This window comes from Brevibacillus sp. IT-7CA2 (assembly GCF_949767855.1).
In the GTDB taxonomy this organism is placed as follows: Bacteria; Bacillota; Bacilli; order Brevibacillales; family Brevibacillaceae; genus Brevibacillus.
Map to the genome: position 1 here is coordinate 65,371 of NZ_CATKQT010000001.1, position 24,438 is coordinate 89,808.

Genomic DNA, 24,438 nt, shown 5'->3' on the forward strand with positions numbered 1-24,438 from the left:
TACAAGTACAAAAAATAGCTCCTGAACAAAATTCAGGAGCAAATAAGATTCTTTTTCAACCGTCCACATGAAAGACTCGTTCACCTACACATACTCATGCGCCAGCATCAAAAACACGCTGGACGTCCACGTAAAGGCCCGGTCCCTTAGTCCATCTCCTGTCAGCGCATCGAAGTTTTCCGCCATGCCACTGCGCGCTGCCATTCGGCAAAAACGTCTGGCAATCTTCTGAGAAAACGCGACTTCACCTGCTCGCCGCAATCCATCGACCAAGAGCATCGTCACTGGCGCCCAGATCGGGCCTAACCAGTAGCCATCAGCGCGGTAGAAGGAGCTGGTTGGACTCTCTGTAGCCAGTCCATTCTCTGTCAAAAATCGCTCCTGCAAGTCCGCAATCAACTTGGCCCGGATGTCCTGCGGCAGCTTTTCGCCTAGCACGAGAGGCATATAACGGATCAAGCTGTCTCCTTGTGTAGGCTTGTCGCTACCGGAGTGGGTCGCGAAGAAGTTATCGCCATTCCAGTGCTTCTCCAGCAGTCGTTGCAGCGTCATTTCGGCCTTTTCCTGCCACCTCGCTGCCTCTTCGGGGCGACCCAGCCTATTCGCCAATTCCGCCAGCACATCCATTTGCAAAATCAAATACGCAGGCAAATCCGGGCTTTCAATCGGCGCCCCCTCGAGGAAAATCGTGCTGTTGTCCCATCCGCAATCATAGCCGTGATTGTACTGCGGAATCCCGTCCTGATCATCATCGCGGTAACGGAACCACCAATCGGTCCAGCGACAAAGCGGCTCGTACACCTCTTCCAGCATCTCGTTTGTAATCGCGTCGTTCCGATCCAGCATCCAGCGCAGCGTCCAGCCATGAATCGGAGGCTTGCAGCAGTTCCACAACGCATACCGATCATTGATAAAATCGGGGAAGACACCACTTTCGTCCTGCCTGTCGATAAAAATCATGAGCTGATCCCACGCCAGCGGCAAGTTTGCTCGCGTCAGTGCCATCGCATTGAAGCAATGATCCCAGCTCCAGATATTCGTCATCCAGTTTTTGGACATGTACATCGCGGACCGTGGCAGATAGCCTTCAGGTCTCACCACACAAGACCAGGTGATGTACGCCGCGAGTTCTCGTGCTTCATTCAAGCCTTCGCGATGCTCCTCAGATACAGAGAGCGTCCGTTCCAGCCACTCGTCGTACTCTTTTTTTACCTGTGCCCATCCATCGGCAAAGGCAGGGTAGCTACGCTCCTTCCATACCGTGTGGAATTCCTCCAATACGCCTTCCAGTACACCAGTTTCCTCGTCGGGAAGAAAGGTTACGCTCACTTGCTGTTCACGCGATGCCTTCGTAGGGTTGACCACCATCGCTCCAGCAAGCGGAGTCACTAGCAAGCGAATTTCCGTGGAAAAGTGATTGATTTCCCAGCATCTAGCTCCTGCTTGAATCGCGTAGTCTGCTGCGGTCGATTCCAGCACCAGTCGCAAACCAACGCCTTGACCACGTATCTGCACCAGCTGTGGCTCGCTCATGCACAGCTTCACTTCGCCTTTATCCCCGTAAAGACGCAGCAAGGTTGGCGTAGCCTCGGTCTCAAATGGAATCGCCACACCATCGGCTACCATTTCTATTCGAAAAATCGCGCCATCGTGGTTGTCTCCTCCACGAATATTGCGCAAATACAGCCCTTCTGCTCGCTTGGCGTTACCCAGTCGCGAGAGTACGAGATATGACCCGTATCGGCTAAAAGGAACGATTCCTAAATCAAACTGCATATGTCTCACCTCGAGGTTGCTTTGTCGATCGTTTACGATCGCTCTTTTCCAGCAGACGGCTCATTCTGGCGTTCATCCACCAGACAGGCAGGCTCGCTCCCAACAAGATCGGGAAAACGGGAATCGCCAACAAGAGAATCAAGAGAAGGAGCAAGCCTCCCATCGTGACGAGCGAATGCAATGGAAAGGCCGCGACCAGCCAAAACGATTGCTTGAGCGTCCTCTTCACGTCTGCATCCTCCCGAACAAGCAGGGAAAAAGCGTGGCAAGTGGTAGCCGCATGCAAGAATCCAATCCCCGCAAAAACAGCCGCGATCGAGAGCCCCCACAGAGAGCCCATGCGAAGGAAAAACACCACATCGACCCACAGGATTGCCCCCGTTAGCACCGTCCCTGCGCCAAGCCATTGGCTTCTCCAGAAATAGTAGCGAAAAGCATGCCAGAAGGCGGACGGCAGCCCACGGTCATTCCACTTGCCGCTAAGTACGTCGTGTAGAGCGGCTGTCGCTGGGAAGATTCCAAAGACGATGCCTCCCATGAGCGTGCACGCCACCCACATGAGATGCGCTGCCGCCATCCGTAACAATCGCTCACCAAATTGATGAAATGACCATGCCCAGCCTTCCCACTTCGCCCGATTCCCCACTGTAGCTCCCTCCTTACTTGATAGCAACGCCAGCTGAATTGTCTACGATATATCGTTGTGCGAGGAAAAAGAGGAGTAACGGCGGAAGCGAGATCAGGAGCGTTACCGCCATCAGTCCGGTAGCCTCTACTTCATACATCCCTTTAAATTGCGCCAGTCCCAGCGTCAGCGTGTACTGGCTTTGGTCATTCAAGAAAATGAGTGGACCCAAATAGTCGTTCCATGTACCCAAGATGTTGAATACACTCACCAAAATCAAAGCAGGCATCATCAACGGCATAATAATCCGAGCATAAATCTGAAACGAACCGGCACCATCAATACGCGCCGCTTCATCCAGCTCACGAGGAATGGTCAAAATAAATTGTCGCATGAGGAAAATATAAAACGCTGACCCAAAGAACGAAGGCACAATCAACGGCTTGAGCGTGTTGATCCAGCCCAGATAGTTGAACTCCATGTACAGTGGAATCATCGTCACTTCCCACGGAATCATCATCGTCGCCAGAACAACCATAAACAGAAAGTCTCTTCCTTTAAATGTAAACCGGGCAAAGCCGTACGCGACCAGCGAAGACGATATCAACTGCCCAATCGTAGTCAGGATCGTCACCGTCAACGAGTTTTCCAAATACAAATTAAACGGCTGCGACATCCACGCATTCCCGAAGTTCTCCCAATGCAGCACATCCGGAATCCATTTGGGTGGATACTGCAAAATCTCAGCATCCGACTTGAGCGCAGTAGAGATCATCCAGTAAAACGGTGCGAGAAACAGGAAAGAGAAAAAGATCAAGCTCGCATAAGCGATCGTTTTGCGTATCAAGCTTCTTCCCCTCCCCTGCGGTTGTCGCCCTCGTAATACACCCATTTGCCGGACGTTTTAAATACGAGAAAGGTCAATACCAAAATGATCGCAAACATAAACCAGGAGTTCGCCGAAGCATATCCCATCTTGAAGTATTTGAAGGCGTTGTCATACGCGTACATGGCATAGAAATACGTTGATTGCAACGGTCCGCCTCCCGTGAGCAAGAGTGCTAGACTCAGCTGCTGGAACGCACTAATGATCGTCATAATCAGGTTGAACAAAATCGTTGGGCTGACCATCGGCAGTGTAATGCGGAAAAACTTTTGCACTGCCCCTGCCCCATCAATCGAAGCCGCTTCATACAAGCTCTCCGGGATGCTTTTGAGCCCCGCCAGGAAAATCAATACCATGGAGCCTTGCCCCCACAAACTGGCGATTACCATGGCAACGAGTGCCCACGACGTATCGTTTAGCCAATCTGGACCTGTAATCCCAACCAGACTGAGCAAATAGTTGAAAATACCGTATTCTCCGTCATATACCCACGCCCAGATCATCGCCAGCGCCACACCGGAAATCACGCTCGGCAAGTAAAACACTGTGCGGAAAAAGCCGCTGCCTTTTACCTTCTGATTCAGCATCATCGCCAAGAACAACGCGATGAACAAATTCAACGGGACAAACAACAGCGCAAATTTAATCGTGACCCAGAGCGATTGCCAAAACAATGGATCGTCCGTAAACATATTGACGTAGTTGTCCAAGCCGACAAACGTAACCTCACCAACGACAGGCCAATCAAAAAAGCTCATGACGAGCGAAAACAGCATCGGTCCCAGCGTAAAAGCGAGAAAACCGAGAATCCAAGGCAAGATAAAAAGATAGGGCGTAAGAAACGCCCTTCCCTTGAGTTTTTTCGGTTGAACGGTCATGGCAGGCTGTTTATGTGTCACAACACTCTCTGTATTCAATTCCCTGACCCCTTCCCGTTATTTCAAGAATTTCTGGGAGTCTTTGACTGCCTTATTCAGTAATTCCTCGGCGTTTTGTCCCATCATGATCGCATTGACCGCTGCGGAAAGGTTCCGGTTGATTTCGTTCCAATGCGGATTCAACAGGAAGGCTGGCGTGTCAGTCGATTGCTCCAATGTCTTATAGAACGGCGCGTAGAGCGGGTCCTGATCGAGCTTCTTCTCTTGTACGACACTAATACGTACAGGCAAATCAGATGTACGCATCTTGATCGCATCGCTAGAAACGAAGAACTTCAAAAACTCCCAAGCCAGTTCTTTGTTTTTGGAATCCTTGGCGATCGATACTGAGGAGGTTGCAATGACTCCCTTGCCAGGCTTTCCAGGGAATTGCGGCATCACGACCGTACCAAAATCGACATTCGCCTTCTTGTACGACTCGAGCGACCATACGCCGTTGTCATACATCGCGAGCTTGCTTGCTTTGAACAAGTCGTTGCCGCTTTGCTGGTTTTTGCCTCCGACGAGCAAAGCGCTCTTGTCCTTCGCCAAATCACTGAAAATTTGCAGGGCCTCTGCTGTTTCCTTACTGTTCATGTAGCCTTCGATGGCTTTTCCATCGGGGCTGATGAAGCTGCTGCCGTTGCTCCACACGAACTGCTGCAAATCGTACGTATCCGGCTCCGAACGAACAGCGAAGCCGTACTGCTTCTTTTCGCGAACGGTCAGCTGTTTGGCTGCCGATTTGAAATCCTCCCACGTCCAGTCATCTGTCGGAAGTGGTACATTTGCTTCGTTAAACAGCTTTTTGTTATAGAAGACGACCCGCGTCGAGAAGCCCGCTGGGAGTCCGAACAATTTTCCATCGAATCGATTATAGTTTAAGAGGCCTTGGTAAAAGTCGTCGATTGCCACTGATGTGTCCTTCTTTACGTACTCATCCAATGGCTCGAGCGAGGCGTTATACGTGGGGAAATCCCACATGTACATGACATCCGGCGGGTTTTTCGCTCCGAATGCCGCTACCAGCTTCTGATCAAAACCATCAGCATATGCCTCGACTTGTACCTTCACACCCGGATTTTTCTGTTCGAATTGTTTCGCGATATCTTGTTGGATCTTCAGCATTTGGTCCGTATCCCATGTCGCGAAACGCAATGTAACCGTTTCCTTTTTATCAGACGATGCTGGCGTTGTCGTACCTGTGTTACTAGACGTGCCGTCTGTTCCTGCTGGCTGGGCTTGTGAACAACCAGCTACAACGGCCAAAAGAAGTGCCATGCCAGCTGCCATCCATTTTGACGCAACCTTTTTCATCTGTGATCCCCCCTAGATTTACCCCTCATTTTTCTTTATTTTAATGAAGGGGAAAAAATGGTGAAACCGCTAACTGTTCGCAATAGTGTGTGAATTTGTTTCCTTTTTTTCGCTTTGTTCAGGTTTGCGCGGTGGAGTGGACGATTGTTCGACTGGACTCCTCCTTTTGTTTGAAACGGTAGTGGCTCGGGGTCATCCCTGTCCACTTTTTAAACCATTTGCTGAAGTATTTCGCGTCAGGAAGACCGACTCGCTCAGCTACATCCTGAATGGACAGAGCTGTTTCATCCAACATTGCTCGGGCCATTTTTACCCGGCGTTTGTCGAGAAACTCTCCGAAGCTCTCGCCCACTCCCTTTTTAAACATCACGCTAAAATGACTGCGGCTCAGTCCCACCTGTGAAGCTACCTCACTGACCGTCAATGGCGTATCCAGACGATCGAGCGCGTAATGAACAGCCTGCTTGATCGGTTCCTGCCACGGGTCTTGAATGACGCCGTACTTGCGCGCCCGCTCCGTACGCTGGTAGAGCATCCGTACCGTCTGAATCCATGGTTCGAGTCCAGCAAACGGGCTTGTTGTCTCCCAGCTCGTCACCTTTCCAGCCAGCTTCCATTCCACGAGCAAGGATTCTACCTGCCTGCCGGTACTTGCGGGGGTCAGCAAAAAACGGATATCGCCACATGCGATCCATTCCCATTGGCTGTCCAGCTCCCGTGTAATCCATGCCCGCTCCTGCTCCTCGCCATTTACGCTGCTACCCATCCCTTCCAAGAGCCACACACGCATGGAATCGTTCATCCACGACCAGTGTGTTTGCAGGAGGGAGGACAAGCTTTGCTCGAAATCGCGACTCAAACCAGTCAACCACGCACCGAATTCCCGCTTCCATTCATCAGGGCGTTCACGGATGTTTTCAGGTCGCGCGCTCTCGCCTACCAACTCAGTCCGCAGCTTTTCCAACAACGTACCCCATTCCTCATCCTGAAACTCGGTCTTCAGCAAATATCCGGACACCCCGAGAGAGATTCCCTGCTGGGCAAAAGAAAAATCGCGGTGACAACTGAGTAGAAGCACCTTTGTTTGTGGAGCCTGCTCCTTCACCCGCCTGCACAGCTCCAACCCATCCATTTCCGGCATAACGATGTCCGTAATCACCAACTCGGGCTGTATTTGCAGGAAAGCCTCCCAGCCTTTCCGACCATTCGGTGCATCCGCTACCACTTCCATTCCGTAGCGACTCCATGGCACCATTGCCTTCAGTCCTCTTCGCACCAGCACTTCGTCATCCACAATCATTACCTTGATGTTCATCAGGAATTTCCTCCCTTTTCGGCCATGTGATTTGAATTGTGGTTCCTTCTCCTCTGACAGATGAAATCTTCATGCCGTGCTCCATACGGAAATGAAGCTTGAACTTCTGATCGACGTTGTACACGCCGAGTCCTCGTTTGCTAGAACGCTCCAGATCAGGATCGAGAAGTTTGGCCAATCGCTCCGGCACAATTCCTGCTCCGTCATCTTGCAACAACAGCGTCACAAGCCCTTCTTTTTCACTGACACTGATCCGGATCGTTCCGTGCCCGTCTTCGAATGCGTGGAAAAAAATATTTTCCAAAAGCGGCTGGAGAGTCATTCGTGGAATTAAATAGCGACGGCAAGCCTCTACTCCGGTCTGTTCAAATTGAAAAACAGGCCCGTACCGCAGCTCTTGGATTTGCAGAAAATGCTCGACGGTTTGCAGTTCCTTTTCCAACGGGACGAGCTCCTGCGTGATGTCGAGGTTGCCCTCTAGCACTTTAATGAGGTGATAGAGCATATTGCCGATTTCATTGGCGCCTGATAATCTCGCTTTCCACTGAATGGAATTGAGTGTATTAAACAGCAGGTGCGGATTGATCTGGTAGTGAACGGCTCGCAGCTCTGCTTCCTTTTTCAACTGCTCGGTGCGACTCACCTCGGCGATTAGCGTCTGAATCCGCCTCACCATCTGGTTGAAGCTCACCCCTAATCGCCCCAGCTCGTCTTCCGTGTCTACCTCTGCGCGCGTCTGTAACTCGCCTGTTCCGACCAGCCGCATCGTTTCTTGAAGTCGTTTGATTTTGCCTGTAATCCGTCTGGAAAATAAATACGCTAAAAGAAGTGCCAGCACTGCTGAAAGAATCAGCGCCGCGATAAAGAAGGATTGAATCACTTCCGCAGAGCGGTTCATTTGCTCGTACGGCAAGCGCACCTGGATCATCCAGTTGTTGGACTCCAGCGGCTTGTTCCAGACGATATCGCTCTCTTGCTGGACAAACGTACCCGCAGTCTGGTAAATCAGCCCGCCATTTTTGGCTGTAATCGTCACATGCGCACTCATATCCTCTTCCAGCTGCGAAAACAACTGAAACAGCTTGCCTGCTTTCATCTCAATCAAAATCCGGCTGTCCTTCAACACGCCATACCCGCTGAGAACGGGAACGACCAGACCGAGCACCTTCTCCTGATTTCGCAGCTCCGCCTCATCCTGAAACCCGACATAATGCCTGGGCGTGTAAAAGCCGATCCATCGCTCCTCATCCAGCTCGGCGGGCAGTGCCTTCCACCACGATTCCCGCATCAAATCCTGTCCATTGATCACATTTTCCCCGAAAAAATAACCGGAGGGGGTCACGATAAAAATGCCTTTTGTATCAAGGTTGCGGTGAGCCCCCAGGTATCGCTCGAAGTTTTTTTGTTCTAGGAAGCCTGTGTACGTCTTCGGCTGTTCCTCCCGCATGACGACCAACGTCGGGTCTGACACGTACGTATTGATGTCATAGGCCATGTATCTCATTTGACTCAGATAGTTGTCGATCTGGATTTGCAGCTGTGTCGCGATATACTCACCTGACTTGCTAAATTGCTCGCGAACGACCATCGACGATTTCCAATACGCCATACTCCCCAGAGTTATCAGCGGAATAATGGCTGCAATCAGCATAAAAGCGAGCAGCTTGGCATGAATGCTTCTGTGCGGGAAGAGCGACCATGACTTCATGTGACAAACCACCACCGTATTTTGATTAGTTGTACTATTCAATCTTTAACTAGATTGTACAACGTTTCGGCGATGCCTTCGAGAACAATCAGCGGTTAGTTACACAAATTCAAATTCCGCTTATACAACTGAACCGGAGAAATCGTATCCTTCGAAAAAGGCGTTAGCCTCATCTGGAAGAAAAACTCCTTTGGTCGCAAGGCATGCTGCTCCGATTGCTTAGGTCCGCAGCTATTGCTACCCAGCCCGTTTTGTCGATAATCGAGATGCAGTGTGACATACTCACGTTCTACGAGATCTGTCGTGTGCTTCGCTTGCTCCAGATCGTCCGTATCATAGCGAAGTGCGCTAAATTCCAAGGTCGGTTGACCCATCGCGAAAAGTCCAATGCCTCGCTGATCCGTGATCGACATCCATTTGACGTCCGTGCGATTGCCATTTTCCTGTGGGAACACATACGGTGTGTACAGCTCATCCACGCTCGCGTGATACACCCCGATGCGATTGGCTTCCTTGCTGTCGATATACGCCTCCCCCGGGCCACGACCATACCACGAGACACGCTCCATATCTTTGGCGACCAATAGCTTCAAGCCGATTCGTGGCAGCATCGCTGGCGGGGTGCCTTTGGGTGTGCCTTGAGCATCTACCTGCACTTCGCCATTTCCGAACACGGTATACGTGTAACGGCACGCAAATCCCCAGTCGTATACAGGCGGAGCAATCCGTACATCGCAGGTAATAACCACACGATCTTCTCGATCCTGCTGGATACTTACATGCTCCACCCGGCTTTGCAAACGATCGAGGTACACCTTGCGCCACTCTTCGACTACGTACATGTCATTGTCAATCGGAGCACGCCAAAACGTGAGACGAGGTCCTGCCACCAACAGTTCCTTGCCTGCAAACACCCAGCTCATCGGCACACCGCTCACTTTGTCAAAAACGAACTGAAAATCTGCTCCTGTAAGGGTGATGTCCGTTTTCGTTTCTTTCGTATCTACTCTGCCGAACAGAGGCTGATAGGGAGCGACAACCTGTTGGGCAGCGGTCACTGGCAAGGCAAATTGTGCCCAAGCCAGCTCATGTCCAGCCTGTACCCAGCTCTCATCTTGGTCTAGCACAAAGGAGAGTGTCAGCCAGTAGTCGGTTCGATCCTGTACCTGCACAGGCAAGGTATACGGAACAGCTACAATGGTGCGACTTCCTGCTTCTGTATGTGGAAGCGACAGCGTTCCGCTCTGCACCACTTGTCCGTCTGCCGTCACACTCCAAACCATTCTTACATGCGCAAGCGTGCGGAAATCATAGCGGTTCATAATGGTGACGAGCCCGCTTTCTAAATCAGTCGCTTCTACGACGATCGGCTCTATCACTTTTTTGTATTCGAGTAATCCAGGGGATGGGGTGCGATCCGGACGAATCAGTCCGTCGATGACGAAGTTGCCATTCGTCGGGTAGTCCCCGAAGTCTCCACCGTAGGCATAATACTCTCGCTCATCCGGCGTATATTGGCGCAAGCCGTGATCAATCCATTCCCACACAAAACCGCCCTGCAAGCGTTGATATTTGTCAAACACATTGGCGTAGTCGCGCAAGCCACCGGGTCCATTCCCCATGGCATGAGCATACTCGCACATGATATGCGGCTTTTGCAGATGTTCATTTTCACCGTGCTGGATCATTTTTTCTACCGAGGAGTACATGGTGGAAAATACGTCGCACACTTCTGCTTCGCGATCCTCCTCGTAGTGGATGAGGCGAGTCGGGTCCGCTTGTCGGCACCAAGCGGCCATTGCCCGGAAATTGCAGCCGAAGCCGGATTCGTTGCCAAGCGACCACATGATGATCGACGGATGGTTTTTGTCCCGCTCCACCATGCGCTCCATACGCTCCACGTATGTCTGCTCCCACTCTGGATCATCGCTCAGCTGACTAATGTTGCCCGTTAACTGGAAGCCATGTGTCTCCAAATCGGTTTCGTCCATGACATACAATCCGTATTGGTCGCACAAATCGTAAAAGCGCGGATCGTTCGGGTAATGCGCGGTACGAACGGCGTTGATGTTGTGACGCTTCATCATGAGCACATCTTCACGCATCGTTTCATACGGGACTGCCCGCCCGAGATCAGGATGATGATCATGGCGGTTCACGCCGTTAAGGCGAATCGCTACACCGTTCACGAAGAAGTTGTTTCCTTTTACTTCGATCCGTCGGAAGCCCACGCGAATCGGGATGACTTCTGTCTTTATTCCCGACTCCTGCTCAATCGCAAGCAGCAGGTGATACAGGTTCGGCTCCTCCGCTGACCATTTTTTCGGCTCCTGAACCGGAAGCTCCAAGGTCACGACCTTTTCCTGTCCGGCTGCCAGATCACCTGCTCCGGTGTCGGTCAGCGAAGCGATAGGCGTGTAAGATTGATCTAACAACTGTGCGGTCACGCGCACTCCGTCATAGGCAGCAGCGGAACTGTTTTCTACATGGACACGTACACGCAGCACACCATGGCGGAAATCATCATCCAGATCAGTCACGACTGCCAGATCTCTCACATGCAGCTTCGGTCTGGCAATAAGGGAAACATCCCGGAAAATCCCGCTCAAGTACCACATATCCTGATCCTCGACATACGTACCGTCCGACCATTGGTACACTTGAACCGCCAAGCGATTACTGCCTTCCTGCAACAGCTCCGTCACATCAAACTCAGATGGCAAGCGGCTTCCTTGGCTATAGCCGACTTCCTTCCCGTTCAGCCACACATGAAAAGCGCTGTCGACCCCTTCAAATCGCAGGATCACCTGATGATTTTGCCACGCAGACGCTACGGTAAACTCTCGTAAATAGCAGCCTGTCGGGTTATCTGACGGAACATGCGGCGGATCGACCGGAAACGGATAGTACAAGTCCGTGTAATGCGGTTTTCCGTACCCTTGCAGTTGCCAATGCCCCGGTACCTGAATTCGGGCCCACTCCGTCGCATCATAATCGGCGGCAAAAAAGTTTTCCGGCACACGCAGTGGTGATTCTGCGTATGCAAACTGCCAATACCCATTCAACAATTGAAACCACGGTGTCGCGCCTCCTTCATATGTCAGTGCTCCCGATTCTTCCGGGTAAGACAAAAAGTAAGCCCGCGCCGCCAAGCGATTTCGTTCTAGCAGCTGATGATTCGCCCAGTCATACCGTTGATGCATCGATGTACACTCCTCTTTTTACGATTTCACGGTTCCTTGTTCCCTGTTCATTGCTTGCAGGGCCAAGGCGCCAGCACCGAGCATTCCTGCATCTGCACCCAGCTCGGCCAAAACGATCTTTGTCTGTTGATGAACGACATCCATGGCGTGCCGTTGTACACTCGCTTGTACTGGGGCCAGCAATAGCTCCCCAGCTCGGCAAACGCCACCGCCAATCACTACGAGTTGCGGGTTGCACACGTTCACCAGCACAGACAAAGCCCAGCCAGTTACTTCACACGCTTCGTTCCATGCGCAGGTCGCCACCGCATCACCTTGTTCCACTGCCGTAGCCACCTGCTCAGCCGTAATCTGCTCGATCTGTCCATCGCACAGAGTAAACAGAGGAGAGGCTTTTGCTTGCCGCGGATTTGCATCGAGCTCCTTGTCCAAGCGTTCACGGGCCAATCTGGCAATACCTGTGGCAGATGCGACTGTCTCTACACAACCGAGCTTGCCGCAATTGCATGGAGCAGTCAGCCCTGGGTAACGCACATGGCCAATCTCTCCCGCAAATCCATGGCTGCCGCGAACGAGCTTTCCTTCGTTTACAATCCCTGCCCCCACCCCCGTACCAAGCGGCACGAAAACGAGGTGACTTACCTTGCGACCCGCACCGAATATGGCTTCTCCGAGCGCAGCTGTCCGTAAATCGTTTTCAAAAAAAAGCGGCAGCTCCACCAGCTTCGCGAGTGGTGTCCGCAAGTCTGCCTGATGCAATTGAAAGTTGGGCGAGTGAACTGATATCCCATTTTCCGCATCAAAAGGACCAGGAAATCCGATCCCTACTGACTCTATTTGAACGGGTAATTGATCCCGCAGTTCTTTAATCAAGGCAGCCATTCGCTCGATCAAGATGGGCAAGTTGTTATGAACTTTTGTCTCCTTGACAGCTCGGAGGAGAATTCGCCCCTTCTCGTCCATGACCGCCCCTTTCATTGTCGTACCACCGACATCAAGGCCAATTACATGGCGCATGCTACTCCTCCCTTCTGAACCAGTTATTCTACTCGACTCGCTCCACATGCATCGGCTGACTTCTCAACCTCTGCACATCGTCGGGCGCGATCATGCCCGCTCCAAACGACCGTGTATTCGCGGCGCCGCATGCCATCCCCAGCCAAATTGCATCTGGCCAAGCCAAGTCTCGCAGCCTTCCGACAAGGACACCCGCAAGCATGGAATCACCGCAGCCCACTGTATTTTTCACTTCGGTATCCGCTAACGGGATCGCCGAAATACGCCACGTCTCCTGGCCATCGCCAAACCACGCGCCCTCCTCCCCTAACGAGAGAAGGACTCGCTGGGCACCGCGCTCACGCAGCTCGCGTATCGCTCTGCATCGGGCCGCGTCGCTATCCAGCGAAAATCCGAGAATCGCTTCTGCTTCCGGGCGATTGGGCTTGATGAGCGAGGGTGTTGCTTTTATTCCTTCCAGCAGGGCCTGGCCGCTCGTATCGAGTACGCATGCGGTTCCTTTCCCGGCGACACCTCGGATGAGCGCAGCGTATGCTTCGGCTGGAACGCCACCTGGCAAGCTTCCGGAAAAAACCATGTACTGTGCCTTGGCCGCCAGCTCGATCAAACGCTCTTGCAATTGACTGATCTCTTCTTCACTGGGTGCAGGTCCTTGCTCTAACACTTCTGTCACCGTTTTTTCCTGTTCGTCGAGAAAAGCGAGACACAGTCGAGATTCTCCGCTCGTTTCAATAAAGGAGGAGGTAATCCCCTCACGTTCGCAGCCTTCCACGATGAACCTCCCGTTGTGACCGGCGACAAAACCGCTAGCGACTACACCCTGTCCCAATGCTTTTGCTACACGGGCCACATTTAGCCCTTTTCCGCCAGGCAGGCTCAGTACATCTGCCGTGCGATGCAGCTCTCCAGAACGAAAATGCGAGAGGCGATACGTCTTATCGATGGCTGCGTTCAGTGTTACCGTTACGAGCATGCTATCTCACCTGCACAGTAACGAGCGGCTGCCCCATTTTTTGTTTGAACAAATTGATCACTTCTACAGGGGTTGGATCGACACCGCGAATCAGAGCAGCGTACAGCGACACGAAGTCAGCCAAGTACACGATAGAAAACAACCGAGCCATTCGGGATACTCCGTGGGAATGTACCACCCTTACCCCACCAGCGCGCTCACGCAAAATATCAGCGCTGATCTCTACACGTTGGGTCGTCTTCTCGCTGTCCTCCTTATCGCGAATGAGTGTAAAATGAACACCCTTCAGCAGTGCAGACGGCGAATCCCAACCCACAGCTTCGTCGTGGTGAAGGCTCGGAATGGCGTTCCAAAATGCCATCAGCTTGCTGTTTTCCCCGAGCTGGTTTTTCCAACGCCATGCAGGAGCATCGAAAAACGGTAGCGTTCCGTACACGACAGGTATCAGTCCATCCATCTCGATAGCGATTTGTTTGGCTTCATTTTTCTCGATCGGAGAGTCTGTTCCGTAGATGTGCTTCCACTCCTCGAACAGGGCAATCGTCTCCTCGACCTCCGCACGCTTGTCGGAAATCAGCCCGAGCTTCGTCAGGATGGCGAGAATCGGCAAGAAAATGTAGCCGAGTACGATCCGCGGCATCATTCCGCCCGGCACGAGCAAACACGCATGATTGTGTTCACGGGCCATCTCTAATACTTTTCCGCCCGCCGTAATGACGGCGATCTGTGCTCCTTTGGCGATAGCTGCTTCGTAGCCGCTGACGACTTCTTCTGTATTGCCGGAGTGGCTAACGACGATGACAAGCGTCTTCGCATCCACAAAAGCCGGAATGGTATAGCCTTGATTTAACTGAAGCGGCACTTGCAACTCATCAAACAAATACGACTTGATCAAATTGACGCTCGCAGCCGAACCACCACCAGTACCAAGCACCACAATACTTTCAATTTTAACAGAAATATTAGACACATCTAAACTATCAGATAATTGTAGACCTGTTTTAAATTGTTCATCGTAGCTTTCCGTATCTTGTAGGGCAGAAATTGTGTCCAGTTCGCGCAACGCTTTTGCATCATCGAGATTTATACGCATGTAAAATCGTCCCTTCCTGTCCTTTTTGATTAACGTACACTTGCTTTTCCAACACAACCGCACATCTCCATCTTGGCGAGAGCCACTTCTTTGACCGCCTGCTTGGCCTGCTTCATATAGGTTCGCGGGTCGTTTTCCTGCGGGTTGTTGTCAAATACGCCCTTGATCGCTTGTGAAAACGCGATACGCAGCTCTGTCGCTACGTTCATTTTTGCCATGCCGAGCTGAACCGCCCGCTTCACCTGCTCCTCGGGAATTCCAGAGCCGCCGTGCAACACAAGCGGTACAGAAACACGACGAGCAATCTCTTCGATGCGAGCAAAATCAATACGCGGCTCCCCCTTATAAATCCCGTGAGCCGTACCAATGGCCGGAGCCAACGTATCCACGCCAGTCAACTCGATAAATCTTTCACACTCGTTCGGGTCAGCAAGAGCAGCATCTGCATCGTCGACAACGAGATCGTCCTCCACGCCACCGACTTTGCCGAGCTCTGCCTCCACATTGACACCGCGCTCCCTAGCCAGCTCCACTATACGCCGCGTCATCGACGCATTTTCCGCAAAGGGATGCATCGACGCATCGATCATGACCGATGTATAACCCGCTTCGATACATCGCACGATCAGTTCCTCTTCATGACAATGATCCAAATGCAGGGCAATCGGCACCCGGGCCTCTTCTGAGGCTACCCGGGCGATTGCTGTTACATACTCAGGTCCGAGATGCCGAACCGTTCCAACAGTGGTCTGTAAAATGAGCGGTGCGTTTGCTTCGCAAGCCGCCTCCACTACTGCTTGGAGCATTTCCATCGTGTGTACGTTGAATGCTCCTACACAATATCCTTGCTCCCTTGCTGTGCGCAGCATCTGTGTCGATGATACCAAGGCCATATCGATCCCCCATTTCCTTTCTGAACTGGTAGTTTACCTGGTCACAACCTGCAAGCTCGCCAGCTCCAGGTTGATGCCCAGCTCCGCATACTTACTGACAAGATGCTGTGCCGCCGCATCCGTAATAATCCGATCCACATCGGACACCCCGGCGAACTTCGCCAAATGCGTCTCTCCGAACTTGCTGTGGTCGGCCAGCACGTAAACTTTTCTGGCGCGTTCCATCATCACTTGGTTGATTTGCGCTTCGGCCAGATTGAGTGTTGTCAGCCCATTTTCCGGATGAACCCCATCTGCACCGATAAAGCATTTGAAGACAGAAAGTCCTCGCAGATTGTCCGCTGCGACAGAACCAACGAGCGCAAAGGATTTGTGGCGCATCTCTCCACCGATCAAGATGACGTGATGCTTGCCTTGACTGTTCAGCTCCATCGCGATGTTGACCGCATTCGTCACGACCGTCAGATCGTTCAATCCGCGCAGCAGCTTGGCGAGCTCCATCATCGTTGTCCCTGCCCCGAGAATAACCGTGTCCCCCGGCTGTATGTGCGACAGCGCTTGATGGGCAATCGCTTGCTTCTCTTCGCTTCTCTCTTCCAGCTTCTCCGTGAAACTCCGCTCCAATGGCAAGAAATTCGTAATCGTTGCGCCTCCGTGAATGCGCGTCAGTAGGCCATCGTTTTCGAGCTTGATCAAATCTTTTCGGATCGTTACTTCAGACACATCCAGCGCCAGACTCAATTGGCTGACGGTTACGCTCTGTTCTGCCTTCAATTGTTCGAGGATCTTGCTGTGCCGTTCGGCTGCCAGCATACGACTTCACTTCCTTACGATCATAAAATATATTGTTTCGTTTTGTTTCTGTTTTCCTTTCGTTTTCTTTCACTTAGATCTTAGCATTGTAGAAAAACGAATGTCAAACAAGTTATGAAATTTTCCGAAAATAAAACCAGCCTGCTCTGGTTCTCGACCAAAACAGACTGGTTGGTTGCCGCTTTACCCAATATCCCGACTTTCCAGCATGAAATCAATAAACTTCTTATGCGCCCGTGAAAGCCACTTGTTTTTATGGTAGGCAATTTGTGCATAGAACAACAGCTCTTCCTCGCACGCTATCATTTTCACTTTTTGCTCATTCAACAAGGCTTCGACGCTAATATAGGGCATCAAGCTCACGCCTAGCCCGTTCGCCACACTCTGCTTGATCGCTTCCATACTGGAGAATTCCAGGTGGTGCTTCGGCTTGATCTCCCTTTTTTCCAAGAATCGTTGAAAAAACCGCCGCAGAGCACAATGCTCTCCACTGAAAATCATACATTCCTCGCCAGCATCCTCTATTTTTTCAAACGAATGATCGCGCCCCCCGATAAAAACCAGCCGCTCGGTAGAGAACTGCTCCACGACCAGATTCGGATCATCGAGCTTTGGCTCCAGCGTGATCACGATATCCAATAGACCCTCATGCAGCTTTTCCCGCAAACGAATGCAGTCGTCCATCACAAATGAAATATTTACGCCTGGGTAGCTCGCTCTGTACTTGGACAAAATGTCACCCAACCGATAGATCGTAATCGTCTCCGAGGCTCCGATACGCAGCTCGCCTTGCAGTGATTGCTCATTCGCTGATATATCCTTGATCTTCGCATACGAAACCAGCAGCTCCTCGACATACGTGTACAGCTCGCGGCCATAGGCGGTTAACTGAATTTTCTTTCCCAGTCGATCAAACAGAGGGACACCCATTCCTTCTTCTAGCTGCTGAATATGGGACGTAATCGTCGCCTGTGAATATTGCAATGATTGCGCAGCCTTCGTAAAGCTGTTGAAATCGACGACTGCCTTGAAGGTTTGAAATTGGCGAATCTCCATGCCCGCTCCCCCTTGCCCGCACGTTTGTTATCAGAATTTCTAAAGATCATCTTCAGAACTTTCATTTTTACTAATAACCAATGATAGCATATGATTCTTGGTAAGTACCGGTACGGCTTGAACGATTCGAACACAGGAGCTGATTTTCGATGAAAAAAGTGTGCTTGTTATTACCGAACGGCTTTGAAGCAGTAGAGGCTAGCGTATTTACAGACGTAATCGGCTGGAACAAGGAAGAGGGCGACGGAACAACGGAGCTGGTGACCGTGGGAACGCGCAAAGAGTTGAAATGCACGTGGAATTTTACTGTGATTCCCGAAATGGTGATCGACGATGCGAATGTAAATGACTTCGATGCATTGGCACTGCCTGGCGGTTTTGAGCATGCAGGCTTTTATGAAGATGCTTATCGCGAGGACGTTCTCGCTTTCATACGTGAATTTGAAAAGCAAGGCAAAGTGATTGCCTCCATCTGTGTCGGCGCACTTCCCCTCGGGAAAAGCGGGATTTTGCAAGGACGAAACGCAACGACCTATAATCTGAACAACCAATTGAGACAAAAACAGCTGGCAGCGATGGGTGCCAATGTTATTCCTGACCAATCCATCGTGATCGACAACAATGTCATCACCTCGTACAATCCTTCGACCGCTTTTGATGTGGCGTTTACTCTTCTGGAGTCGCTGACATCCCGCGAAAATACCGACCATGTGAAACGCTTGATGGGGTTTCTCGTATAATAAAACCGGCATTCTGCCCATTGCTCTTGGGTAAATGCCGGTTTCTTTCTGCTATTTAACGAACAAGCTTGCCAGCGCTCACTGTGTCTATATGAATGAGAATATCGAATGCTTGCCCAAGCGAAGTTGTTACCATGTTTGGTTTGCTTGGATTAGCAGAACCGAAACCGATCAAAAACGGCCGTTCTTCCTCTAACCATTTTTTGGTGCGACCTGTAGCATTCCGTAAATCAACAAAGTATTGATCCTTTGAGACTTGATCCAGGGTGTGATTGAATGTTTTTGGATCATTCGATTCAATGGTAACTGGAACAATTTTATTTTCAAGGTTATACGCGTTGAAATCGCCTTTCCCGAATGAAGTTCCAATCGTTACATATTTCTTACCATAATGGTCCAGTAAATGCTGACCGGCGAGCTTCGGGTATACATCCGGCAACATATTGTTCTTTGCGATGTGCCCATTGTGTCCCCATACGATTGTTTTTCCCAGCTGTTCATGAGCCCACTTCGCATTCTCAAACATCGCGATATCATGCCTCAAAAATACTTCTGATGGATTCTCCGAGAAATTGATATATATGCCAGTAAATTGCTCAATGACCTTGGCGTGTTGCTTGATCCTTGCGAACTCCTTGGATTGGCCGTTCAGACGTTTTTTGTTTTGTTCCAATATTTTCGTGATTTCTTTCGCTTGCTCATGATGTTTTTCCTGAATGGCCTCTGGCAAAGCTGTATAGGCTTCCAGGTCCTTCGTAGCTTCGGCAAGTTCCTTCATTTTTTCATTCAGACGGGGCAGCAGGTCAGGCTTATATTTTTTTACATACTGTCTGATCTCATCGTATACATTTTCGCTGACATTTTGTACATCCATCCCGACCACCCGCAGTTTCTCTTCGTTCTCGGGATCGGCATTGTACTCACGCATCCATTCCAGCATGTCTACGATTTCTTGTGTTTGAAATAGGGGCATTAGATATTCACTCGGATTCCCTTCTCCTGTGAGAACGTAATGATCGAGTTGCAATGCGTTGCCCCAGTTTTCTTCTAATACAAGGGTGGTAAAGCCCATTTCCATGACGAGAAATTCAACAAACCGGTATTTCATCGTAAAAACTTCATGACTGCCATGATTTGCCTCACCTAAACCTACGATTGAAGCAGAACCGATCATTTTGCGCAGCGGTTCAATATCTTCAAGATCAGTCCCAGGCTCAGCGCTATTCAAGTGAAAAGATTTCAGCTCTAGCCATTCTTTTGGACTTAGATTCTTTGCCTTCTTCCCTTGTTGTTCGCTGTCCATCTCGGTTAATGGAGCTGCATACGTGGAATGGGCTCCTGTTAAGAGTAGACCACAAATCGATACCGCGACGATGCTACTTCTGTAAAAGTTCATTTCTCTCCTCCTAAAAGCTTCGTTTGCTCAAAGTATGGCCCGAGCACTTCCTGTACAACAAGTAACGTTATGTCATAAATTTCAAACGCCCTGTTACCAACGGTTTCTCCCTACCCCATATGACAATCTGTCATCAAAAAAAGCACCGGATCTTGAAGATCGGTACTTTTGGAATAGCATTTCCCATGTCATATGCTGCGATCGGGGATAAGAATAGGCCATCCATCGTACCCTACCTACTAAAGGAGTGGTGAATCATGGATAATAAAAAGCGTTCCTCTGAGCACGATCCAACAATTGCGCCAAGCATGTACGGTCATGATCCTTTGGAAGAAAAGGCGACGGAAGAAGAAGTGGAAAAAGGGGATTACACAAAGGTAACGCGACTGTTCCTCGATCGAACGCCGGAAGAGTAAAGACGGGATTTCTCCCGTCTTTTTGTCATCTATAGGATACTCTCGGTTCGCGCCAGTTCAATTGCTTCTTCCCGGTTGCTGACACCGAGCTTCGAGTAAAGGGTGGAACAGTAATTCCGTATCGTTCCCTCCGATAAATATAGTTTGGTGGCAATCGATTTGTAGCGAAGCCCATCCGATAACAGCTGTAAAATCTCCCTCTCCCGTTTCGTCAAGCCGTACGGATCATTTGGGCTGTACTTCTCTAACTGCTCACGTTGGCGCTTCATCTCTTCGAATACGCGCGTGGCGATCGACTGATCAAGCCACGTTCCCCCGCTATAGATGAGCTTCATCGCTTCCATCATCTCTTTTGGACGAGTAGACTTCAGCATATATCCTTCCGCCCCATGCTCCAATGCTGTTGCTGCCTGTACCGAATCCTCAAACGTTGTCATGACCACAACCTTCATGTTCGGCCAGTGTTGTTTCATTTGAAGGAAGGCCTCCAGTCCGTTCATCCCTTGCATGTGCACGTCCATTAACACGATATCCGGCTGGTGTCGCTCACACTGTTCTAATGCTTCTTGCCCATCACTAGCTGTACCAACAACGATAAAATTGTCCTGCTGGCTTAAGATTTGCTGTAAGCTGTCGGCAATCATCACCTGATCGTCAACAATAAGCAGGCGGATACTGCCAAGTCCAGGTTCTACCTGTAAAGGAACATTACAAATGACAACAGTACCTTGTCCTGGTTGCGAATGAACGGACAGCATACCTTGATGTTGCTCAAGCCGTTCCTTTATACCCTTTAGACCTAAGCCGAACTGGATTGATTCTGTTCCGTTGCCATTATCTTCGATTTGTAAACGAAGTTGCTGACTTTCGAAATACAGATCAACAGATATCACACTTGCTTGGCCGTGACGAACCGCATTTGTGAGCGATTCTTGCAGGCAACGATGTAAACAAAAGCTCATTTTTTGCATAACGAGCGTCTCACTGCCGATCACACGGAAGTTGACCGTTACACCTGTTGACTTCATAAATTCTTCTGTTAATTCCAGTAGCGCTTCACTTAACGACTTGTTCAACCGAGCATCAGAAAGCTGATTGAAATGCTTCCTGATATCATTTAGGCTGCCTTGTGCAATTGAGACAAGTGTATCGACCCGTTCGATCTGTGAATCAGGAACCGAAGATCGGAGTGACTCAACACCGACAAGCAAAGAGGTTAACGAATGACCAATCGTGTCATGCAACTCATGTGACAGCCGATTACGTTCTTCGATCAGGGTAAGCTCTTCAATTTGCTTAATATGCTGCTCTAACAGTTGCTTCTGCTCCTGAATGATTCGGGCTTGTTTATGAGACTCAATTAATATACTAAACGCCATACCCATAGCAAAACCAAAGCTGCAACTAAACATGAACTCGTACGGGGGATGATTCGCAATCAACCCGTTCAAAGCCGGGAAAATGATCCCACTAGAGATTCCCGTCCACATATACGTTCTGCGACTACTGGCCACACCAATAATCATCACCAGTAAAACGAAAGACCAAATCAATTGCGGCGCTACATAGGCCACATATAGGTAAAAAAAGCCTGTCATTACGACTTCGACAGCCAGATACCAATTTTCTTTTCTATATTGAACGATCAATGGAATGGCATAAACCAAAAAGGCAATCAGGATGATGACTCCGAACGGAACGGCTATCATTGCCGGATACATAATATCTGCTATGACGATAATGCCTAGCCAAATCGTTCGTAAGGCAAAAACCACCCAATTGTACCAGAACCATTTTTTTATCATGGATAACATTTGTCATGTACTCCTGCTCATTTGAATAGTAAGGAAATCCCCGAATGTTTCTGACTCATCATGCATCATCATTTCCAGATTCGTCAAGCAGAATAGCCGTGTCATATAGCTCCTATGACATTCTGTCATGCCGCAAATATGATGGGTTGGCACGATGTCATACATAGATAGAACGGTATTGTCACTATGTGATTTTACAGCCTTGAGAATAAGCTGGCTGTGTGAGACAACACATTTCAACTTTTTGAGGAGCGATGAGAAATGAAACCATTCCATATGCACAAAGGAGCGTCCCTTACGTTATCTGCACTATTAATAGGGACGCTGGTACTTCCTACTTACGGTTGTGCGGAAGCAGGTGTGAACCAGACAATCACGCAACAACAGAAAACGGACCATACCAAAACAAAAGAAGCGATTGATAAAGCTGCTGCCAGCGAAAACATTCCAGGTGTCATCTTTGCAGTAAAGAAGGGGACGGATTTCTGGTCGTATGCTTCCGGCGAAGCGAATGTAGAAAGTAAGAAACCGATGGAGGCTGACTATTCATTTCGAATCGGGAGTATAACGAAATCGTTCGTCGGTGTAGTTGCCATGCAACTAGCTGGGGAAAAGAAGCTAAGCCTCGATGACTCGGTGGAGAAATGGCTGCCAGGTGTCGTGCAAGGCAATGGATATGATGGTAACAAAATTACGATTCGTCAGTTATTAAATCATACGAGTGGAGTTGCAGACTACTTAGATGGTGAACTCAAGCAAAGTTTACTTTCGAACTCCACTCAAACGCTGACAGTCGAACAGCTAATTTCTCGTGCATTAAAACAAAAACCGACCACGGGCGGCTATTCGAATACGAATACTGTGCTTATGAAACTCATTATCCAAAAGGTCACTGGAGAAACGTATGCAGAGCAAATACAGAAACGAATTATTGAGCCGCTTCAATTAAAAGACACACAATTGCCCGGGGGCTCTACTTCCTTGCCTGAAAAGAGTCCGAATGGCTACTTTAACAATGCCGGTACATTAATGGATATGACTGACCTTAACCCTTCGTTTGCAGACGCGGCAGGAGGTATGATCTCGACTGCACAAGATTTAACTACGTTCTTCAGTGCTTTATTGGGTGGAAAACTGTTACCACCTGAAATGCAGAAAGAAATGGTGACCACTGTTGATACTCCACACGGGAAATTCGGACTCGGTATTCAGGAAGTAACATTGCCGAATGGCACTACCATATGGGGTCATCAAGGCGGCATTCCTGGATTCACCAACTTCGCAGGTGGAACAAAAGACGGCGAGCATGTGATCGCGATGAGTATCAACGTATTAGAAGGTGCTGTTCCTCATATGGAGAACATCCAAATGACTGAATTCTCGGGACAAGCCACCCAACCTTCCACCCCGGATCAAGCGGCCCAAAAACATCGGGACGAAATGAAACAGTTCATTGACCAGGAAACAAAAAGCGAGAAAATCCCAGGCATAGTCGCTGCAGGGTTAAGTGACGGCGAATATTGGTCTTATGCTGCGGGCGTAGCTAACCTAGAAGATAAGAGTCCGATGGAACCGAACTTTACATTCCGTATTGGAAGTGTCACAAAGTCGTTTGTTGCTACCGTTGTATTACAGTTGGTCCAGGAGAAAAAACTGAATCTGGATGACTCGGTAGAAAAATGGCTTCCCGGTGTGGTACAGGGCAATGGGTATGACGGCAACAAAATCACGATTCGTCAGTTATTGAACCAAACGAGCGGAATTGCGAGCTACACGAGTGTAGAAATGCGGCACGCTACCTCGTTCCCCCAATATACCGTCGATGACCTTGTACGTATGGGACTGGCTAAGCCGCCAGTATTTCAACCAGGATCAGGCTGGGACTATTCCAATACAAATACCGTGCTAGCTGGTCTTATTATTCAGAAGGTGACAGGAGAAACGTACGATGTGCAGATTAAGAAACGGATCCTCGACCCGCTTCAGATGACAGATACATCCTTTAGTGGCAGTAATCCCAAAATTCCGGGTCAGCATGCCACAGGCTATAACATGGATGTGTCAGGTAATTTGTATGATTTCACAGAGTATAATCCTTCATGGGCGAATGCGGCGGGAGAAATGATCTCTACCGGGAAAGATCTGACTATCTTTTTCAGTGCACTACTCGGTGGAAAACTATTAAATGGCGAGATGCTGAAGCAGATGACGACCGGTGTGGATTCTCCTTTTGGTAAATATGGACTGGGCATTTATGAGGTAACACTGCCGAACGGGAAAACCTATTGGGGGCACGGCGGAGGCATCCATGGGTTTGAGAATTTGGCGGGTGGTACGCTTGACGGGAAGCATATTTTGGTGACGAACATTAATGCGGTCGGTCCAGAGCCTGTCGAGGTTAATATGGCCATCTTCGAAAAGGAATTTAGCCGTTAAGAAAAAAACCGGCATCACTCTCCTTGTTCAGGGTGAATGCCGGT

19 protein-coding genes are annotated in these 24,438 nt (G+C 49.8%); 3 read left to right on the plus strand and 16 right to left on the minus strand.

Annotated features, from left to right (window positions below):
- Positions 1-84 precede the first annotated feature (84 nt).
- The 14 genes from ACM6JA_RS00300 to ACM6JA_RS00365 form a co-directional block, all read right to left on the minus strand.
- On the minus strand, positions 85-1,776 hold the full coding sequence (locus ACM6JA_RS00300; RefSeq protein ID WP_414850777.1) for an amylo-alpha-1,6-glucosidase: 1,692 nt from the start codon (positions 1,774-1,776) through the stop codon (positions 85-87).
- Complete coding sequence (locus ACM6JA_RS00305) at positions 1,766-2,422, minus strand: YesL family protein (protein ID WP_414850692.1); 657 nt, start codon at positions 2,420-2,422, stop codon at positions 1,766-1,768. The genes ACM6JA_RS00300 and ACM6JA_RS00305 overlap by 11 nt, the downstream gene beginning before the upstream one ends.
- Positions 2,423-2,435: 13 nt before the next feature.
- The gene (locus tag ACM6JA_RS00310; protein WP_081437287.1) at positions 2,436-3,248 is read right to left on the minus strand and encodes a carbohydrate ABC transporter permease; all 813 of its coding nucleotides are present in this window, start codon (positions 3,246-3,248) and stop codon (positions 2,436-2,438) included.
- Positions 3,245-4,165, minus strand: a complete 921-nt coding sequence (locus tag ACM6JA_RS00315) for a carbohydrate ABC transporter permease (RefSeq protein WP_414850778.1) — start codon at positions 4,163-4,165, stop codon at positions 3,245-3,247. The genes ACM6JA_RS00310 and ACM6JA_RS00315 overlap by 4 nt, the downstream gene beginning before the upstream one ends.
- A 57-nt stretch (positions 4,166-4,222) precedes the next feature.
- Positions 4,223-5,521: an ABC transporter substrate-binding protein gene (locus ACM6JA_RS00320; RefSeq protein WP_414850693.1), complete on the minus strand. Its 1,299-nt coding sequence runs from the start codon at positions 5,519-5,521 to the stop codon at positions 4,223-4,225.
- 118 nt (positions 5,522-5,639) lie between these two features.
- Positions 5,640-6,836, minus strand: coding sequence for a response regulator transcription factor (locus ACM6JA_RS00325; RefSeq protein ID WP_414850694.1), 1,197 nt, complete (start codon positions 6,834-6,836; stop codon positions 5,640-5,642).
- A complete protein-coding gene (locus ACM6JA_RS00330) occupies positions 6,808-8,544 on the minus strand; it encodes a cache domain-containing sensor histidine kinase (protein WP_414850695.1) in 1,737 nt (578 codons plus the stop codon). Before ACM6JA_RS00330 ends, ACM6JA_RS00325 begins: the two co-directional genes overlap by 29 nt.
- A gap of 95 nt (positions 8,545-8,639) precedes the next feature.
- On the minus strand, positions 8,640-11,747 hold the full coding sequence (gene ebgA / locus ACM6JA_RS00335; RefSeq protein ID WP_414850696.1) for a beta-galactosidase subunit alpha: 3,108 nt from the start codon (positions 11,745-11,747) through the stop codon (positions 8,640-8,642).
- Between the two features lie 18 nt (positions 11,748-11,765).
- On the minus strand, positions 11,766-12,764 hold the full coding sequence (locus tag ACM6JA_RS00340) for an ROK family protein (protein ID WP_414850697.1): 999 nt from the start codon (positions 12,762-12,764) through the stop codon (positions 11,766-11,768).
- Positions 12,765-12,792: 28 nt separating this feature from the next.
- Positions 12,793-13,737 (minus strand): 1-phosphofructokinase family hexose kinase, encoded by a 945-nt coding sequence (locus tag ACM6JA_RS00345; protein WP_414850698.1) that lies wholly within the window; start codon positions 13,735-13,737, stop codon positions 12,793-12,795.
- A gap of 1 nt (position 13,738) precedes the next feature.
- Complete coding sequence (locus ACM6JA_RS00350) at positions 13,739-14,830, minus strand: bifunctional phosphoglucose/phosphomannose isomerase (protein WP_414850699.1); 1,092 nt, start codon at positions 14,828-14,830, stop codon at positions 13,739-13,741.
- 29 nt (positions 14,831-14,859) lie between these two features.
- Entirely contained in the window at positions 14,860-15,723 is an 864-nt protein-coding gene (fba, locus tag ACM6JA_RS00355; RefSeq protein ID WP_414850700.1) for a class II fructose-1,6-bisphosphate aldolase, read from the minus strand.
- Positions 15,724-15,756: 33 nt separating this feature from the next.
- Positions 15,757-16,536, minus strand: a complete 780-nt coding sequence (locus ACM6JA_RS00360; protein ID WP_414850701.1) for a DeoR/GlpR family DNA-binding transcription regulator — start codon at positions 16,534-16,536, stop codon at positions 15,757-15,759.
- A gap of 183 nt (positions 16,537-16,719) precedes the next feature.
- A complete protein-coding gene (locus ACM6JA_RS00365) occupies positions 16,720-17,592 on the minus strand; it encodes a LysR family transcriptional regulator (protein ID WP_414850702.1) in 873 nt (290 codons plus the stop codon).
- Positions 17,593-17,741: 149 nt separating this feature from the next.
- On the opposite strand from ACM6JA_RS00365, the gene ACM6JA_RS00370 reads away from it, so the two are divergent.
- Positions 17,742-18,332: a DJ-1/PfpI family protein gene (locus tag ACM6JA_RS00370; protein ID WP_414850703.1), complete on the plus strand. Its 591-nt coding sequence runs from the start codon at positions 17,742-17,744 to the stop codon at positions 18,330-18,332.
- Positions 18,333-18,387: 55 nt separating this feature from the next.
- On the opposite strand, the gene ACM6JA_RS00375 is transcribed toward ACM6JA_RS00370, so the two are convergent.
- On the minus strand, positions 18,388-19,728 hold the full coding sequence (locus ACM6JA_RS00375; RefSeq protein WP_414850704.1) for an erythromycin esterase family protein: 1,341 nt from the start codon (positions 19,726-19,728) through the stop codon (positions 18,388-18,390).
- Positions 19,729-19,985: 257 nt separating this feature from the next.
- On the opposite strand from ACM6JA_RS00375, the gene ACM6JA_RS00380 reads away from it, so the two are divergent.
- Positions 19,986-20,144: a hypothetical protein gene (locus ACM6JA_RS00380; RefSeq protein WP_007720288.1), complete on the plus strand. Its 159-nt coding sequence runs from the start codon at positions 19,986-19,988 to the stop codon at positions 20,142-20,144.
- Between the two features lie 29 nt (positions 20,145-20,173).
- Here ACM6JA_RS00380 and ACM6JA_RS00385 read toward each other — a convergent pair whose 3' ends face one another.
- Complete coding sequence (locus ACM6JA_RS00385; protein WP_414850705.1) at positions 20,174-21,958, minus strand: response regulator; 1,785 nt, start codon at positions 21,956-21,958, stop codon at positions 20,174-20,176.
- Positions 21,959-22,219: 261 nt separating this feature from the next.
- On the opposite strand from ACM6JA_RS00385, the gene ACM6JA_RS00390 reads away from it, so the two are divergent.
- Complete coding sequence (locus ACM6JA_RS00390) at positions 22,220-24,394, plus strand: serine hydrolase domain-containing protein (protein ID WP_414850706.1); 2,175 nt, start codon at positions 22,220-22,222, stop codon at positions 24,392-24,394.
- Positions 24,395-24,438: the final 44 nt, after the last annotated feature.

Bases quoted from the DNA above. Each gene is read 5' to 3' on its own strand.
- ACM6JA_RS00330 (WP_414850695.1), bottom strand. From the start codon at position 8,544: ATGAAGTCATGGTCGCTCTTCCCGCACAGAAGCATTCATGCCAAGCTG.
- ACM6JA_RS00380 (WP_007720288.1), top strand. From the start codon at position 19,986: ATGGATAATAAAAAGCGTTCCTCTGAGCACGATCCAACAATTGCGCCA.
- ebgA (WP_414850696.1), bottom strand. From the start codon at position 11,747: ATGCATCAACGGTATGACTGGGCGAATCATCAGCTGCTAGAACGAAAT.
- ACM6JA_RS00340 (WP_414850697.1), bottom strand. From the start codon at position 12,764: ATGCGCCATGTAATTGGCCTTGATGTCGGTGGTACGACAATGAAAGGG.
- ACM6JA_RS00390 (WP_414850706.1), top strand. From the start codon at position 22,220: ATGAAACCATTCCATATGCACAAAGGAGCGTCCCTTACGTTATCTGCA.
- ACM6JA_RS00350 (WP_414850699.1), bottom strand. From the start codon at position 14,830: ATGCGTATAAATCTCGATGATGCAAAAGCGTTGCGCGAACTGGACACA.
- ACM6JA_RS00360 (WP_414850701.1), bottom strand. From the start codon at position 16,536: ATGCTGGCAGCCGAACGGCACAGCAAGATCCTCGAACAATTGAAGGCA.
- ACM6JA_RS00325 (WP_414850694.1), bottom strand. From the start codon at position 6,836: ATGAACATCAAGGTAATGATTGTGGATGACGAAGTGCTGGTGCGAAGA.
- ACM6JA_RS00370 (WP_414850703.1), top strand. From the start codon at position 17,742: ATGAAAAAAGTGTGCTTGTTATTACCGAACGGCTTTGAAGCAGTAGAG.
- ACM6JA_RS00320 (WP_414850693.1), bottom strand. From the start codon at position 5,521: ATGAAAAAGGTTGCGTCAAAATGGATGGCAGCTGGCATGGCACTTCTT.
- ACM6JA_RS00365 (WP_414850702.1), bottom strand. From the start codon at position 17,592: ATGGAGATTCGCCAATTTCAAACCTTCAAGGCAGTCGTCGATTTCAAC.
- ACM6JA_RS00385 (WP_414850705.1), bottom strand. From the start codon at position 21,958: ATGTTATCCATGATAAAAAAATGGTTCTGGTACAATTGGGTGGTTTTT.
- ACM6JA_RS00300 (WP_414850777.1), bottom strand. From the start codon at position 1,776: ATGCAGTTTGATTTAGGAATCGTTCCTTTTAGCCGATACGGGTCATAT.
- ACM6JA_RS00375 (WP_414850704.1), bottom strand. From the start codon at position 19,728: ATGAACTTTTACAGAAGTAGCATCGTCGCGGTATCGATTTGTGGTCTA.
- ACM6JA_RS00315 (WP_414850778.1), bottom strand. From the start codon at position 4,165: ATGACCGTTCAACCGAAAAAACTCAAGGGAAGGGCGTTTCTTACGCCC.
- ACM6JA_RS00345 (WP_414850698.1), bottom strand. From the start codon at position 13,737: ATGCTCGTAACGGTAACACTGAACGCAGCCATCGATAAGACGTATCGC.
- fba (WP_414850700.1), bottom strand. From the start codon at position 15,723: ATGGCCTTGGTATCATCGACACAGATGCTGCGCACAGCAAGGGAGCAA.